This window comes from Nocardia brasiliensis NBRC 14402 (assembly GCF_000308475.2).
In the GTDB taxonomy this organism is placed as follows: Bacteria; Actinomycetota; Actinomycetes; order Mycobacteriales; family Mycobacteriaceae; genus Nocardia; species Nocardia brasiliensis.
The window spans coordinates 1-14,981 of the sequence record NZ_BAFT02000081.1 but is presented as its reverse complement, the minus strand read 5'-3'; the positions used below and the strand labels follow the sequence as shown (position 1 = coordinate 14,981).

Here is a 14,981-nt window from a genome sequence, read left to right as displayed (position 1 = left end):
ACCGTGCGCGCAGCTCCGCCGCTGCTACTGCGCACCGAACTGCTCCGCCGCGTACTCCGCGGAGAACTGCGCCACGTAGTCGCCGGCGGGCGGGATCTCCTTGATCACGTCGATCAGCACGCCACTGGGGTCGGCGATGATGAAGTGGCGCTGACCGAAGTCCTCGGACCGGATCTCCAGTTCCGCCTTGTGGCCGCCCTGCACGACGAGGCGCTCCCATTCGGCGTCCACGTCGTCCACCTCGAAGTTCAGCAGCAGACCCTGCACCGGTTTGCGATAGGCCGCGGGCACGGTCGGGTGGGTGTAGTCGAGCAGCGCGAGCTCGTAGGTGCGCTCGCCTGCACGACGCAAGCTCACGTACCAGTCCGCCTCGAAGGTGATCTCGAAACCCAGCCAGGTGGTGTAGAAGTCGCGGGCCGCCGCGATGTCGGCAGTGCCGATGACCGGATAGAAGCTGCTCAGGTTCATGACTCTCTCGCTCTCACATACCGTTGGTATGTGAGCTAAGCTAGGTCACATACCAACGGTATGTCAAGGGAGAGGTAGGCGATGCCGAGCACGATCCGCACCCAGCAGCGGGAGGAGACCCGGCGTGCGCTGTTGCACACGAGCCGACGCCTGTTCGCGGCGAAAGGCTATGGCGCCGTTGGCCTGTCGGAGATCGTCATGGCGACGGGCGTGACCAAGGGCGCGCTCTATCACCACTTCGACAGCAAGGCCGCGCTGTTCGGCGCGGTGCTGGAACAGGTGCAGCAGGAGGTCGGCGCGCGGGTTTCGGCGGCCGCCGAAACCGTCACCGACCCGTGGGATCAACTGGTCGCAGGTTGCGAAGCCTTCCTGACCGCCTGCACCGATCCGGAAATCCAGCGGATCATGCTGATCGACGGACCCGCGGTGCTCGGCTGGAACGAATGGCGCGAGCTGGACGCGGCCGCCTCGGCCCGCCATCTCGAGGAAGCACTGCAATCACTGATCGACGCGGGCGTGCTCGCGCGGCAGCCGGTCGCGCCGCTCACCCACCTGCTGTCCGGCGCGATGAACGAGGCGGCCCTGTGGTTGGCCACCACCACCGACCCCCGGGCCCTCACCGACACGAAAGCCGCTCTGCGCCGCCTGCTGGAGGGCTGCCGCGCCTAGCCACGCGCCGCAGCCGTCTCTCGCCGGCGTCTCCCGAGCCGTCTCCCGCCGGCGTCTCCGAGCCGTCTCCCGCAGCCGTGTCCCGCAGCCGAGTCCCGCAGCCGTCTCCCGCGGCCGTGTCCCGCAGCCGTGTCCCGCGGCCGTGTCTCGCAGCCGTCTCCCGCGGCCGTGTCCCGCAACCGTGTCCCGCAGCCGAGTCCCGCAGCCGTCTCCCGCGGCCGTGTCCCGCAGCCGTCTCCCGCAGCCGAGTCCCGCAGCCGTCGTTCGTAGCCGAGTCCCGCTGCCGTCGTTCGCAGCCGTCTCCCGCAAGCCGTCTCCCGCAACCGTGTCCCGCAGCCGTCTCCGGCAGCCGTGTCCCGCAGCCGTCTCCCGCAGCCGAGTCCCGCAGCCGTCGTTCGCAGCCGTGTCCCGCAGCCGTCTCCCGCAGCCGTGTCCCGCTGCCGTCGTTCGCAGCCGTTCTCGCACGCCGACGCAGGTGCGAGCGGACCGCACAGGATCCGGGAGTCGGCCCTGAAAACCGCTGGCGACGTCGCCGATCCGCATGGCAGCATCGCCAGATGCCGCACTGGGTCACCGTTCTTCCGCAATTCCTGCTGGCCTGTTTGATCCTGGCCGCACTTCCCGGACCGGCGACCGCACTGTTCCTCCAGCGCGCGGTGCGCGACGGACGCAAGGCGGGATTGGCCGCGGTCGCCGGGAACGAGATCGGCGTGTTCGGCTGGAGCATCGCGGGCGGCGCCGGACTCTCGGTGCTGCTGGTCGCCAACCACTTCATGAACACCGCGCTGCATATCGTCGGCGCGTTGGTGTTGATCTTGCTCGGTATCCAGGCGTGGCGCGGGGCGCGGCGCGACGACGAGTTCGGCGGCGCGATGACCAAGCTGCTGCCGAGCGGGCGCACCCCGGCCTCGGCATTCCGCGCGTCGCTGCTTTCGATCGCCGCGAACCCGAAGGCGGCTGTCTTCGGCCTGACGATCCTGCCGCAGTTCCTGCCGTCCAGCGGTCCGGTACTGCCCAGCGTGATCGCGCTGGTGCTGATCCAGGTGGTGATCGACACCGTGTGGTGCGTCGGCATCGTGCTCGCCGCCGACCGCGCCGGCACCTGGCTGCGCCGCACCGGCATCCGGCAGCGGGTGGAGCGGATACTCGGCGCGATCCTGGTCGCACTAGGACTCGGACTCGCCGCCGACGCCCGCTGACAACCCACCCTCGCCGATGTCGCCGGAAGGCGAGCCGACCGTCCGACGCGCCCCACCAGTGGACGCGCACAACCCCGGCTTACAGCGAAGGTGAGCCGACCCGTCCGGCGCGCCCTACCAGTGAACGCACAACCCCAACTGACCGCGAAGGCGAGCCGACCGTCCGGCGCGCCCTACCAGTAGACGCACAACCCCAACTGACCGCGAAGATGAGCGGACCCCGTCCGGCGCGCCCTACCAATGGACGCGCACAACCCCGGCTGACCGCGAAGACGAGCCGACCCGTCCGGCATACCCTGCCAACGAATGCGTCCCCAAGCTGACCGCGCCGACACAGGCAGGACAGCCGCATCCCGACCGACTCCGATGCTGCGACGAAGTCGGCCCAGGCCGTCCACGGCCGTCCCCGATCACCGCGCTGATCCGGTGTATCGGGACCGGTGCCGGTAGGTTGGTCCCGTGACCGGCCGCATCGCAATCGATGACACTGCCCCGTCCATCGCAGGCGGTCGACCTGCCAAGGCCGTCGTCGGGGAGGTCTTCCCGGTGCGCACCGTGGTCTGGCGGGAGGGGCACGACGCCGTCGCTGCGACCCTGGCGGTGCGGGCGCCCGGTTCGTCGCGACCGGTTCGGATCCGGATGGCCCCGGACTTCGAGCCCGATGTCTTCAACGCCACCTTCACGCCGAATCTGCCCGGCCTCTGGACCTATCGCATCGAGGGCTGGAGCGATCCGATCGCCTCTTGGCGCTCGGCGGTGGAGGCCAAGCTCGCGGTCGGGCAGAGCGCCGCCGACCTGGACAATGATCTCGAGCTCGGCGCCCGGCTGCTGGAGCGGGCCGCGCAGGCCGTGCCGAAGCAGCAGTTCGAGCGATTGCGCGCCGCCGCAGCGGCTTTGCGCAGCGACGAGCAACTGCCCGCCCGGGTCGCACCCGCGTTCGCCGAGGAGATCGCCGAGATCCTGCGCGCGACGCCCTTGCGCGACATGGTGACTCGCGGCCCGCAGCACACCGTGCAGGTGGATCGGCAGCGCGCGCTGTTCGGGTCGTGGTACGAATTCTTCCCTCGCTCCACCGGCGGCCGGGACAGCTCCGGCGCACCGATCCACGGCACCTTCGCCACGGCGGCAAAGGAATTGCCGCGGATCGCCGCGATGGGCTTCGACGTGGTCTATTTGCCGCCGATCCACCCGATCGGTGTGATCAACCGCAAGGGCCGCAACAACACGCTGGTCGCCGAAGCGGGCGATGTCGGTTCGCCGTGGGCGATCGGCTCGGCGGACGGCGGCCACGACGCCGTGCATCCCGCACTCGGTACCGAGGCGGATTTCGCCGAATTCGTCGATGCTGCAGCACAACTCGGTCTGGAAGTGGCCTTGGACCTGGCGTTGCAGTGCGCGCCGGATCATCCGTGGGTGGCCGCGCATCCGGAGTGGTTCACCACCCTGCCGGACGGCACTATCGCCTTCGCGGAGAACCCGCCGAAGAAGTACCAGGACATCTACCCGATCAACTTCGACAACGATCCCGACGGCCTCTACGCCGAGGTGCTGCGCGTGGTCCGGCACTGGATCGCGTTGGGCGTGAAGATCTTCCGGGTCGACAACCCGCACACCAAGCCCGCCGACTTCTGGGAGTGGCTGATCGCCACGGTGCGCCGCGACGACCCGGACGTGCTCTTCCTGTCCGAGGCCTTCACCCGCCCGGCCCGGCTGTATGGGCTGGCCCGACGCGGCTTCACCCAGTCCTACACGTATTTCACCTGGCGCGTGGCGAAGTGGGAGCTCGCCGAATTCGGCCGGGAACTGGCCGCCAAGGCCGACGAGGCCAGGCCCAATCTGTTCGTCAACACCCCGGACATCCTGCACGAGAGCCTGCAGCACGGCGGGCCGGGCATGTTCGCCGTCCGCGCGGTGCTGGCCGCCACCCTCGCGCCGACCTGGGGCGTGTACTCCGGGTTCGAGCTGTTCGAACACCAGGCGGTGCGACCGGGCAGCGAGGAGTACCTGGATTCGGAGAAGTACGAGTTGCGCCCGCGCCCGTTCGCCGAGGCCCTGGCGCGCGGGGAATCGCTGGAGCCGTGGCTCACCCGGCTCAACGAGATCCGCCGGGCGCATCCGGCGCTGCAACAGTTGCGCTGCATCCATTTCCACCACGTGGACAACGACGCGCTGATCGCCTATTCGAAGATCGATCCGAGCAGCGGCGATGCCGTCCTGGTGGTGGTGAACCTGAATCCGTTCGGCGCCGAATGGGGCATGCTCTCGCTCGATCTGCCCGCCATCGGCCGGGAGTGGCACGACCACCCGGTGGTGCAGGACGAGGTCAGTGGCGAGGAATACCACTGGGCCCAAACGAATTACGTGCGGCTGGACCCGGCGCACGCGGTCGCGCACATCCTCGCGCTGCCCCCGGTCGCCCAGCAGGCGCGCACCGAACTGTCCTATCGGAGCACCCTGTGATGCGCCGTAGGGATCTGATGCTGCTCGCCGCGGGCACCCATCCCGATCCGCACACCGTGCTCGGCGCGCACCCGCATCCGGACGGCATGGAGATCAGAGCGCTACGCCCGCACGCGGATTCGGTGGCGGCCAGGGTCGGCGGCGTGGATCATCCGCTGAAGTCGTTGGGGCACGGGGTGTTCGCGGCGGTGGTGCCCTATCCCGAACTCATGGACTACCGCCTGGTGACGACCTATCCCGGCGGTCAGACGGTGCTCAGTGCCGACGGCTACCGATTCCTGCCCACGGTGGGCGAATTGGACCTGCACCTGATCGGTGAGGGCCGCCACGAACGACTCTGGGACGTGCTCGGCGCACACCCGCGCCGGTACACGACCCTGGACGGTGACGTGCACGGCACCTCGTTCGCCGTGTGGGCACCGAATGCGCGCGGCGTCACCGTGTTCGGCGATTTCGACGGATGGGGCGGGCAGAGCGCGCCGATGCGCGCCCTCGGCACCTCGGGCATCTGGGAGGTGTTCGTCCCGGATGTCGGGCCCGGCACCATGTACAAGTTCCGGGTACACGGCGCCGACGGCCGCACGATCGACCACGCCGATCCGATGGCGTTCGCCACCGAGGTGCCGCCCGCCACGGCCTCGGTGGTGACCGAGAGCCACCACGTCTGGAGCGACCAGCAGTGGCTCGACACCCGCGCGCAGACCGATCCCACCCAGGCGCCGATGAGCGTCTACGAGGTGCACCTCGGTTCCTGGCGGCCCGGCCTCGGCTATCGCGAATTGGCCGACCAGCTGGCCGATTACGTGCGGGCGGCCGGATTCACGCACATCGAACTGCTGCCCATCGCCGAGCACCCGTTCGGCGGCTCCTGGGGATATCAGGTCACCTCGTACTACGCCCCGACCGCGCGCTTCGGCAGCCCCGACGACTTCCGCGCCTTCGTCGACCGGCTGCACCGGGCCGGCATCGGCGTGCTGCTCGACTGGGTGCCCGCGCATTTCCCGCGCGACGAATGGGCACTGGCCCGCTTCGACGGCACCCCGCTCTACGAACACGCCGATCCCCGGCGCGGTGAGCAACTCGACTGGGGCACCTACGTTTTCGACTTCGGGCGGCACGAGGTGCGCAACTTCCTGGTGGCCAACGCGCGCTTCTGGATCGAGGAGTTCCACATCGACGGCCTGCGCGTCGACGCCGTCGCCTCCATGCTGTACCTGGATTACTCACGCCCGGAAGGCGGTTGGGAGCCGAACGTGCACGGCGGCCGGGAAAACCTGGAGGCCGTGGACTTCCTGCAGGACCTCAACAACACCGTGCACCGCCACCACCTCGGCGTCGTCACCATCGCCGAGGAGTCCACCAGCTGGCCGGGCGTCACCCGCGGCACCGATGTCGGCGGCCTCGGCTTCACCATGAAGTGGAACATGGGCTGGATGCACGACACCCTCGACTTCCTCGGCCGCGACCCGATCCACCGGTCCTGGCACCACAACGAGATCACCTTCTCGCTGATGTACGCGTGGAGCGAGAACTTCGTGCTGCCGATCAGCCACGACGAGGTCGTGCACGGCAAGGGCACGCTGTGGACCCGGATGCCCGGCGACGATTTCGCCAAAGCCAGCGGGGTGCGCGCGCTGCTTGCCTACATGTGGGGGCATCCCGGCAAGCAACTGCTGTTCATGGGCCAGGACTTCGGCCAGTTCCGGGAGTGGTCGCACGATCGCGGACTGGACTGGCCGGAACTGGACAACCCGCTGCACCTCGGCATCACCGCGACGGTGCGCGCGCTCAACACGGTGTACCGCGACCGTCCCGCGCTCTGGAGCCAGGACACCACACCGGGCGGCTACTCCTGGATCGAGGCGAACGATCAGGCCAACAACGTGCTGTCGTTCCTGCGCTACGGGTCGGACGGTTCCGTGGTGGCCTGCGTCTACAACTTCTCCGGCTCGGTGCACGGCGAGTACCGCGTCGGGCTGCCCAGCGTGGGGCGGTGGACGGAGATCCTGAACACCGACGCCGCCGAATACGGCGGCTCCGGCATCGGCAACATGGGCGCGGTCGAGGCGACGGACGAACCGTGGCACGGTCGCCCGGCCTCGGCCACCCTCGCGCTCGCCCCCAACAGCGCGGTCTGGCTGGCCCCGGAAAGCTGATCGCCCACCGGGGCCCCGCGCCCCGCCGGTCAGTACCGCGGCACCCGCCGTCGGTACCGCCGATCAGTACAGCGCGGCGGCGAGCTTGCGCCGGGCGGCCACCACGAACGGCTCGGCCTGGTCGAACAATTCGAAGAGTTCGAGCAGCCGGGTGCGCGCCTTGGTGCGGTCGTCGTCCGCGGTGCGCTTGACGACCGCGATGAGCCGCTCGAACGCGGCCTCCGGCAGCTGGCTCAGCAGCTCGAGGTCGGCGGCGTCCAGTGCCGCGTCCACGTTCGCGGGGTCGGCATCGGCGGTGGCGATCGCGGTCTCCGGGATCTCCTGCGCGCGAGCGAGGAACCGCAGCTGCCGCAGCGCGCCCTTGGCCTCCTCGTTGCCCGGCTCCGCGGCGATGATCGCCTCGTAGGCGGCCTCGGCACCGGCCATGTCGCCCTGCTCCAGCGCCGTTTCCGCCGCGACGAAGCGCGGGTCCTCCGGCGCCTCCTCGGGCGCCTCGCCGCCGGGCAGCTTGCCCGCCACCGCGTCGACGACCGCGCTCAGCCACTGCCGAACCTGCGCCTCGGGCTGGGCGCCCTGGAAATCGGCCAGCGGCTGACCACCCGCGACCGCAATGACGGTCGGGATGCCCTGCACGCCGAACGCCTGCGCGATCCGCATGTTCGACTCGGCTTCGACGGTGGCCAGATCCCAGGCCCCGCCGCTCTCGCCGACCAGTCGTTCCAGCGTCCGGACCAGCTCGACGCTGCCCGGGCTGCGCTGCGAGTACAGCGCGACGACCACGGGCACCTGCACCGAGCGGCGCAGCACCTTCGTCTCGAAGTTCGCCTCGGTGACCGCGTAGTCGCCGCCGCCGGCCGCGCCGGATGCTCCGGCGGGCGGCTGCTTCAGGCTGGACAGGTCCACGGCCCCGGAAATGGCGGCGGCAACGGCGGGCGAAGTACGGCGTGCAGCAGGTCGAGTCACGGTTTCCAGTTTGTCACGAGGTGGCCGAGGCCGGGGCTCCGGACTCGGCAGAAACCGGGTTGCTCAGCTCACCCAGCTTGCCGGAGCGCACGGCCCAGATCTCGAACACCACGGTGAAGAACGGCGGGATGCTCGACAGCAGCGCGAGCAGCGTGGTCTTGCCGGTCCACCCCAGTTCCCGCGAGGCCACGATGACCGAGAGCACGAACAGCACGAAGACGATGCCGTGCGTCATGCCGAAGACCTTCACCGGCCACAGGATCGGTTCCGGCAGCCGCTTGAGCACCATGCCGATGATCAGGAAAAACCACGAGATCGCCTCGAGCACCGCGATGAAACGAAGCCGCTTCGCGGCAGTGCTCAGGTCGAAGACATTGCCCATAGGCCTTATTGTGCCGCATGCACTACGACGTGTCGTAGTGCGACGGATCACATTGTCAAGTCCGGTTCGCGAAAATCGCCCTTCACGAAGGATTTTCGTGAAGGGCGATCGAAAAGAGTGGCGCAGACCTCAGACTCGGACAATCAGGGCGTCGCCCTGACCGCCGCCACCGCACAGCCCGGCCGCACCCACGCCGCCGCCGCGGCGCTTCAGTTCCAGCACCAGGTGCAGCAGGATGCGCGCGCCGGACATGCCGAGCGGGTGACCGATCGCGATGGCACCACCGTTGACGTTCACCTTCGCCGGATCGATGCCCAGCTTGCGGGTCGAGGCGACGCCGACCGCGGCGAACGCCTCGTTGATCTCCACCAGGTCCAGGTCGGCGGGCGAAATGCCCTCGCGCGCACAGGCCTTCGCGATGGCGTTGGCCGGCTGGTCCTGCAGGGTCGAATCCGGGCCCGCGACCACGCCGGCGGCGCCGATCTCGGCGAGCCAGCTCAGCCCGAGTTCCTCGGCCTTGGCCTTGCTCATCACCACGACCGCGGCCGCACCGTCGGAGATCTGCGAGGCGCTGCCCGCGGTGACCGTGCCGTCCTTGCGGAACGCCGGACGCAGCTTGGCCAGCGACTCCGCGGTGGTGTCGGCGCGGATGCCCTCGTCGGCGGCGACCAGCACCGGATCACCCTTGCGCTGCGGCACCGCGACCGGCACCACCTCGTCGTCGAACAGGCCGTTCTTCCACGCCTCGGCGGCGCGCTGATGCGAGGCCGCCGCGAACGCGTCCTGCTCCTCGCGGCTGACCGGCTCGGTGTCGTTGCGCTGTTCGGTCAGCGCGCCCATCGGCTGATCGGTGAAGATGTCGTACAGCCCGTCGTAGGCCATGTGATCGCGCAGCGTGACATCGCCGTACTTGAAGCCCTCGCGGCTCTTCTCCAGCAGATGCGGCGCCTGGCTCATCGATTCCTGACCGCCCGCGACCACGATCTCGTACTCACCGGCCCGAATCAGCTGATCGGCCAACGCGATTGCGTTGATTCCGGACAAACACACCTTGTTGAGGGTCAGCGCGGGGACATCCATCGGGATGCCGGCCGCCACCGCCGCCTGCCGAGCCGGGATCTGGCCCGCACCCGCGGTGAGCACCTGGCCCATGATCACGTAATCGACCTGCTCGGGCGCGACGCCGCCCTTCTCCAGCGCGGCCTTGATGGCGAAGCCGCCGAGATCGGAACCGCTGAAGTCCTTCAGCCCACCGAGCAGCCGACCGACCGGGGTGCGCGCACCGGAGACGATTACGCTCCGGGGACGGACGGAGGCGGAGCCGACGGGGTGGGTTGGCACAGTGGTCACGACGAGCCTCGCTTCGCTTGTTCCGCAGAATTCCGTACTCAACGGTAACTCCTGTGCCCCGGTTGCCGGTACGCAGGTACGAGCTACCTTCGAGTAGTGAGCAACGATATGGATTCGTCCGATTTCATCCCCGCGGACTACGTCGTCGCCGTCGACCACGTCGGTGTCGCCGTGCCCGATCTGGATGTCGCGGTTGCCTGGTATGCGGAGAATCTCGGCATGGTCGAGACCCATCGCGAGGTCAACGAGAGCCAGGGCGTGCACGAGGCGATGCTGTCGCTGCCCGGCGCGCCCGATCGCGGGACTGCCCTGCAGTTGCTGGCGCCGCTGAACGCCGAGTCGACCATCGCGAAGTTCATCGACCGTAACGGACCGGGCCTGCAACAACTGGCCTATCGCGTCACCGACATCGATGCGGTCTGCGCGCACCTCCGAAACCGCGGTCTGCGTTTGCTGTACGAGGCGCCGAGGTCTGGAACAGCGGATTCGCGCATCAACTTCATCCATCCGAAGGATGCTGGCGGTGTGCTGATCGAGTTGGTCGAGCCGAACGCGAATGTTACGCACTAGTATCAAGATCGGGCGCGAAAAACTCATCGGAATCACATTCGCGGTCGAGTCACCATCGGGACTCGGTAGGCTGTAGTTTGTGTGCCATGTCGTCACCTGAGTCCGATCGCAATCGCTTCGTTGCACTGCCCTTCACCGTTGTGCGCAAGGGTTATGCGCAAGACGAGGTACGCAACTACTTCGACCGCTTCGACGCCGAACTAAGGGTCACCGCTACCGACCGGGATGCTGCTGCGGCACAAGCCCGTAACCTCGCGAGCCAGCTCGAGGATGCGCGTGACGAGATCGACGAGCTCCGCAAGGAGGTCGACCGTCTCTCGGTGCCACCCACCACCGCGGAAGGCATGTCCGACCGCATCTCCCGCATGCTGCGGCTGGCCTCCGACGAGGCCTCCGAAGTTCGTGCCCTGGCGCAGGCCGAAGCCGCGGAGATGGTGTCGATCGCGGAGCAGCAGGCCACCGAAATGCGTGGCAAGTACGAGTCGTTGCTGGCCGAAACCAAGGAAAAGCGCGAGGCGCTCGAGATCGAGTTCGAGCAGACCCTCGCCAACGCGCGCACCGAGTCCGCCAAGATCATCGAGGCCGCCCAGGCCGAGGCCGACCGTCTCGGCAAGGAAGCCGACGCCAAGCGCAAGGCGAACCAGCAGGACTTCGAAGTCACCATGGCCGAGCGGCGCACCAAGCTCACCCGTGCCATGGAAGAGCTGGAGGCCACCAGCCGCGCCGAGGCCGCACAGCGGATCAAGGACGCGACCGACGAGGCCAACCGCCTCATCACCTCCGCGACCCAGACCTCCGAGCGCAAGATCGCGCACGCGAAGGAACTGGCCGAGGAGATGCGCGTGCTGCGCGGCCGGGTGCTCGCCCAGCTGCTCGGTATCCGCGGCCAGCTCGACTCGGTGCCCGCGATGCTCGCCGCCGTCAACCGCGAAAGCGAACTGCTGGACGGCGTTCCGGACAACCGCAAGTCCATCGGTGGCAACACCAAGCAGGTCGCCGGCTCCAACCGCAAGGCGATCCCCGAGGTCGCGGCCGAAGACGACGAGATCGTCGACGAGGAGCGCGAGAACGCCGACATCAGCAACTGAACGGCGGGCTCGCGGCGACTAACGCAGTACCCCAACCGAATTCATCCGAAGGCCGCTCCTTACCGGGGCGGCCTTCTTTACCGCCTCTCCGCGTCTTCAGGCCAGACCTAGGTGTCGACAACAGTCGCGTCGGCGGCCGGCGGCCAGCTGTCCAGCCAGTCAGCCCGTTCCCGACGAGTTACCCATGTCCGCGCGAAATCAGCTGTTACGTCGAGCCTCTCATCCTTGTGCTCAGGACCAGCGGCGGGTGATCCCGCGGGTGCGGCGGCCGTTCCAGCAGCCGCTGTGCCAGTGGCGGCGGTCGTCCTCGCCGCCGTCGGCCGCCCAGGCGACGATATGGGCGACGCCGATCGCGATCTCATGGTCACAGCCGGGGCAGCGGTAGGGCTTCGTCGCGCGGGTGCCGGGGATGGTGCGCACCACATAGGTTTCGTCGCCTGGACCCGTCTCGGTGCGACCGAAGACATCACCGAGCGGCGCGCCGCCCGTGCGCGAGCGGCCCGCTTGACCGTCCAGGCGCGGTTTCCGACGAGGCATACCTCCACCCTATTACCCGCGCGGAGCAGGCTCTGAACGGCCGGTTCGCCGCTTGCCCTGCCGTCCTCAGGTTCGTGTGGCACAGTGGGGCACCGCCTGCGCTACGCACGCCGGCGCGCAGTTTCACCGCACGCACACCGGGAATACCCTGATCGGGCCGGACAACGGAGGTAGGTATGGCCGTCGCGACGACCACGGACGACCGGACGCCGGTCGTCGGTTCTCGTTGGTGGCGACCGCGCGTGCCCGCGACAGTCGGCTATCTGGCCGCGCTGGTCCTCGTCACCTCGATCTTCTCCGTGCTCAGCGACTCGGCCCAGTCGAACGTGGTGCTGCACGCCAGCACCAATCTGCACAATCTGCTGCAGGGACGCATCGTCACCCTGCTGTCGAGCGCGCTCGTCATCGGCGACGTCGGCGTCGCCTGGCTGATCATGCCGATGCTGGCCTGTCTGCTCGCGCTGGCGGAACTGCGTTTCGGTGCGCTGCACATGGTGCGGGTGTTCCTCGCCGGGCATATCGGCGCGACCCTGCTCGTGGCCGCCGGACTGTGGGTGGCGATCGAATTCGACTGGATGCCCGCGAGTGTGCGGTGGAGCGAGGACGTCGGCATCAGCTACGGCGCGATGGCACTGATCGGCGCGCTCGTCTTCGTGGTCCCGCGCCGGTCCCGTATCCCTTGGGCCACAGGGTGGTTCGCGGCCGCGGTAGGCGGCGTCCTGCTCGGCCAGACCTTCACCAACGTCGGCCACCTGCTGGCCTTCTGCATCGGCTCCGCCGTCGGCTACGGCATGATCCGCACCAAAGCCCCGGTCACCCGCTCCTTCACCAAGGTGGAATTGGCGCTGCTGGGCACCAGCGCGGTGCTCGCCGGCGCGGTGCTCTTCGGCTGAACCGGACACGACCGCACTCGCGGCGGGCTGACGACAACGTCGCGCGGCCGTTCACCTACAGTGCTTGGGTGCGCCTAGTGATTGCTCGCTGTCAGGTCGACTACGTAGGGCGACTCACCGCCCATCTGGCCATGGCCCGCCGCCTGCTGCTGATGAAAGCGGACGGCTCGGTCCTCGTGCATTCCGACGGCGGTTCCTACAAACCGCTGAACTGGATGAGCCCACCGTGCTGGCTGGAGGAGCGCGGCGCCGCCGACGTACCCGACGGAGCCAAGGCACTCTGGGTCGTCACCAACAAGGCCGGCGAGGAACTCCGCATCACCATCGAGGACATCGAGCACGACTCCTCGCACGAACTCGGAGTCGACCCCGGTCTGGTGAAAGACGGTGTGGAAGCCCACCTTCAGGAACTGCTCGCCGAACACGTGCACACGCTCGGCGCCGGCTACACCCTGATCCGCCGCGAATACATGACCGCGATCGGCCCCGTCGACCTGCTGTGCCGGGACGCGGCAGGCGCCACCGTCGCCGTCGAGATCAAGCGTCGCGGCGAGATCGACGGCGTCGAACAGCTCACCCGCTACCTCGAACTGCTCAACCGCGACCCCCTACTGGCCCCCGTTGCAGGCGTTTTCGCCGCCCAGCAGATCAAACCGCAAGCCCGCACCCTCGCCGAAGACCGCGGCATCCGCTGCCTCGTCCTCGACTACGACACCCTCCGCGGCACCGAAAGCACCGAATTCCGCCTGTTCTGAACGTGATTCAGCGGAACCGCCGAGGTCCGCGCCACGCGACCGCAGGCCGTGCGGTGCTCGGGAGGTAGCCGTGCGCCCGCTTCACCTGTGGCCGAGCCACATTCGTTGTGCCGGTGCGTCCATCGGAGCGTGATACAGCGCAGGCCGGCCGAGGTACGCGCCCGGCCACCGCAGGCGGCACGGTTCTCGGGAGGTCGCCGTGCGGCTCTCGGGAGGTGACCGCCGCTCCCGCATCGCCTGTAGCCGAGCCGCATTCACTGTGTCGGTGCGTACCATCGGAGCGTGATTCAGCGCAGGACAGCCGAGGTCCGCACCATGCGACCGGAGGCTGCGCGGTGCTCGGCAGGTAGCCGCCGCTCCCGCTTCACCTGGGGCCGAGCTGCACTCGCCGTGCCGGTGCGACCCGCCCTAGGGGCTCCTTACGGGCCTGGCAGCCCTCGTCGCCGCCAGGCCATGCTGGCCGCGGTTGTGCTGCGCGTGATTCAGTGGGCCCGATGGTGGGTCGCACCGGCACGACCGCGGGCTGCGCTGACGGCCCTGGGCTGACGGCCAAGCCTCCATCGCGCCTGTGGCCGCGCCACATTCGCAGTAGGGCCACCACCCCGGGGCGTGCGGGCCGTCTGTTCTGAGCGTGATCAGCGTGGGCCCGCCCGTCGTCCATACCGGCGCGACCACCGACGGTACGGCCGTCCGCTGCGGGTCGAGCACATGCGCGATGGTGCCGTTGTGATGATGGACGTTGGCAGCCGTGCCTTCACTGCGCCTGTGGTCGAGGCGCATGCAGCCGTACTGGTGTGACCGCGGGCCGCACGGTCCTCGGCTGGCGGGGTATGCCCCCGCTTCACCTCTGGCCGAAGCACATTGAGACGCACTGGTGTAACTGCGGGTCGCACGGTCCTCGGCTGGCAGCCATGTCGCCATCGCACCTGTGGCCGAGGTGCGAGTGTGACCGCGAGCGGCACGGTCCTCGGCTGGGAGGCCATGTCCGTCTCATTGTGGCCGCTACGCTTTCGGCCGCCATGATGCGCCGCAGAGTTTCCTGCCGGTGTCGCAGCGGTCACCTGAGCAGCAGGTTCTGCGACGGGCTTGCGGGCTGGGTGATGGGCCGAGCGCGCCGCCGAGATGTCGTGGGCGGGCAGGGTCGCACCGTGCCGCGAGGGCTTCAGCGCACCGGTGCGCTGAAGGTTCAGGTGGGCGTGAATCAAGGCTGCTCAGTACAAGTCGCGGGCTCGGTACCCTGACCTGAGCCGCCCCCACCGCGGCGACGATTCGCCCGTCGCGACGAATCGCGGTGCGCGGGAGGCCCTCGTCCGGCGCAATTTTCGACTTGGGGCCTGCGAATTTGCCTGCCCGCCATCGCCGGCCGGACGCACTCTAGTCCTCGATCGGCGGGCCGTTGGTTCGGTTGGTGCCGGGTGCGGGATGGGAGCTGCGGGGAAAGGGCTGTTAACGCAAGAAGACCCCCGACAGTGTCGGGGGTCTTCTGCAATG

General features: G+C 68.7%; 13 protein-coding genes. 8 read left to right on the top strand and 5 right to left on the bottom strand.

All coding sequences use genetic code 11. The annotated features are described in order from the left end of the window. Positions 1–24: 24 nt before the first annotated feature. A complete protein-coding gene (locus TY25_RS29345; RefSeq protein ID WP_042261416.1) occupies positions 25–468 on the bottom strand; it encodes a VOC family protein in 444 nt (147 codons plus the stop codon). 81 nt (positions 469–549) lie between these two features. Here TY25_RS29345 and TY25_RS29340 point away from each other — a divergent pair, with 81 nt between their 5' ends. The 4 genes from TY25_RS29340 (at position 550) to glgB (ending at position 6,952) form a co-directional block, all read left to right on the top strand. Then, positions 550–1,137: a TetR/AcrR family transcriptional regulator gene (locus TY25_RS29340; RefSeq protein ID WP_042261414.1), complete on the top strand. Its 588-nt coding sequence runs from the start codon at positions 550–552 to the stop codon at positions 1,135–1,137. Between the two features lie 557 nt (positions 1,138–1,694). After that, positions 1,695–2,336, top strand: a complete 642-nt coding sequence (locus TY25_RS29335) for a LysE family translocator (RefSeq protein WP_042261412.1) — start codon at positions 1,695–1,697, stop codon at positions 2,334–2,336. Positions 2,337–2,795: 459 nt separating this feature from the next. After that, positions 2,796–4,796: an alpha-1,4-glucan--maltose-1-phosphate maltosyltransferase gene (locus TY25_RS29330; RefSeq protein WP_042261410.1), complete on the top strand. Its 2,001-nt coding sequence runs from the start codon at positions 2,796–2,798 to the stop codon at positions 4,794–4,796. Beyond that, positions 4,796–6,952: a 1,4-alpha-glucan branching protein GlgB gene (gene glgB / locus TY25_RS29325; protein WP_042261408.1), complete on the top strand. Its 2,157-nt coding sequence runs from the start codon at positions 4,796–4,798 to the stop codon at positions 6,950–6,952. The genes TY25_RS29330 and glgB overlap by 1 nt, the downstream gene beginning before the upstream one ends. 63 nt (positions 6,953–7,015) lie before the next feature. Here the strand turns inward: glgB and TY25_RS29320 are convergent, their stop codons facing one another. From TY25_RS29320 to TY25_RS29310, 3 genes are all read right to left on the bottom strand, one after another. Then, positions 7,016–7,867 (bottom strand): tetratricopeptide repeat protein, encoded by an 852-nt coding sequence (locus tag TY25_RS29320; RefSeq protein ID WP_042261567.1) that lies wholly within the window; start codon positions 7,865–7,867, stop codon positions 7,016–7,018. Positions 7,868–7,928: 61 nt separating this feature from the next. After that, positions 7,929–8,297 carry a DUF3817 domain-containing protein gene (locus tag TY25_RS29315; protein ID WP_014982088.1) on the bottom strand — a complete coding sequence of 123 codons (369 nt, stop codon included), beginning with the start codon at positions 8,295–8,297 and terminating at the stop codon, positions 7,929–7,931. Between the two features lie 129 nt (positions 8,298–8,426). Then, positions 8,427–9,638, bottom strand: a complete 1,212-nt coding sequence (locus TY25_RS29310; protein WP_042261565.1) for an acetyl-CoA C-acetyltransferase — start codon at positions 9,636–9,638, stop codon at positions 8,427–8,429. A 117-nt stretch (positions 9,639–9,755) separates the two neighbouring features. Here TY25_RS29310 and mce point away from each other — a divergent pair, with 117 nt between their 5' ends. Both mce and TY25_RS29300 read left to right on the top strand, forming a co-directional pair. Further along, entirely contained in the window at positions 9,756–10,217 is a 462-nt protein-coding gene (mce, locus tag TY25_RS29305) for a methylmalonyl-CoA epimerase (protein ID WP_042261405.1), read from the top strand. Positions 10,218–10,303: 86 nt separating this feature from the next. Beyond that, positions 10,304–11,305, top strand: a complete 1,002-nt coding sequence (locus tag TY25_RS29300) for a coiled-coil domain-containing protein (protein ID WP_014982085.1) — start codon at positions 10,304–10,306, stop codon at positions 11,303–11,305. A 231-nt stretch (positions 11,306–11,536) separates the two neighbouring features. Here TY25_RS29300 and TY25_RS29295 read toward each other — a convergent pair whose 3' ends face one another. Continuing rightward, positions 11,537–11,842, bottom strand: coding sequence for an Rv1322 family protein (locus TY25_RS29295; protein WP_042261402.1), 306 nt, complete (start codon positions 11,840–11,842; stop codon positions 11,537–11,539). A 176-nt stretch (positions 11,843–12,018) separates the two neighbouring features. Between TY25_RS29295 and TY25_RS29290 the strand changes: the two genes are divergently transcribed. Further along, complete coding sequence (locus TY25_RS29290; RefSeq protein ID WP_042261399.1) at positions 12,019–12,735, top strand: rhomboid-like protein; 717 nt, start codon at positions 12,019–12,021, stop codon at positions 12,733–12,735. A 68-nt stretch (positions 12,736–12,803) separates the two neighbouring features. Further along, positions 12,804–13,490: an endonuclease NucS gene (gene nucS, locus TY25_RS29285; RefSeq protein ID WP_042261397.1), complete on the top strand. Its 687-nt coding sequence runs from the start codon at positions 12,804–12,806 to the stop codon at positions 13,488–13,490. The last annotated feature ends 1,491 nt before the right edge of the window (positions 13,491–14,981 follow it).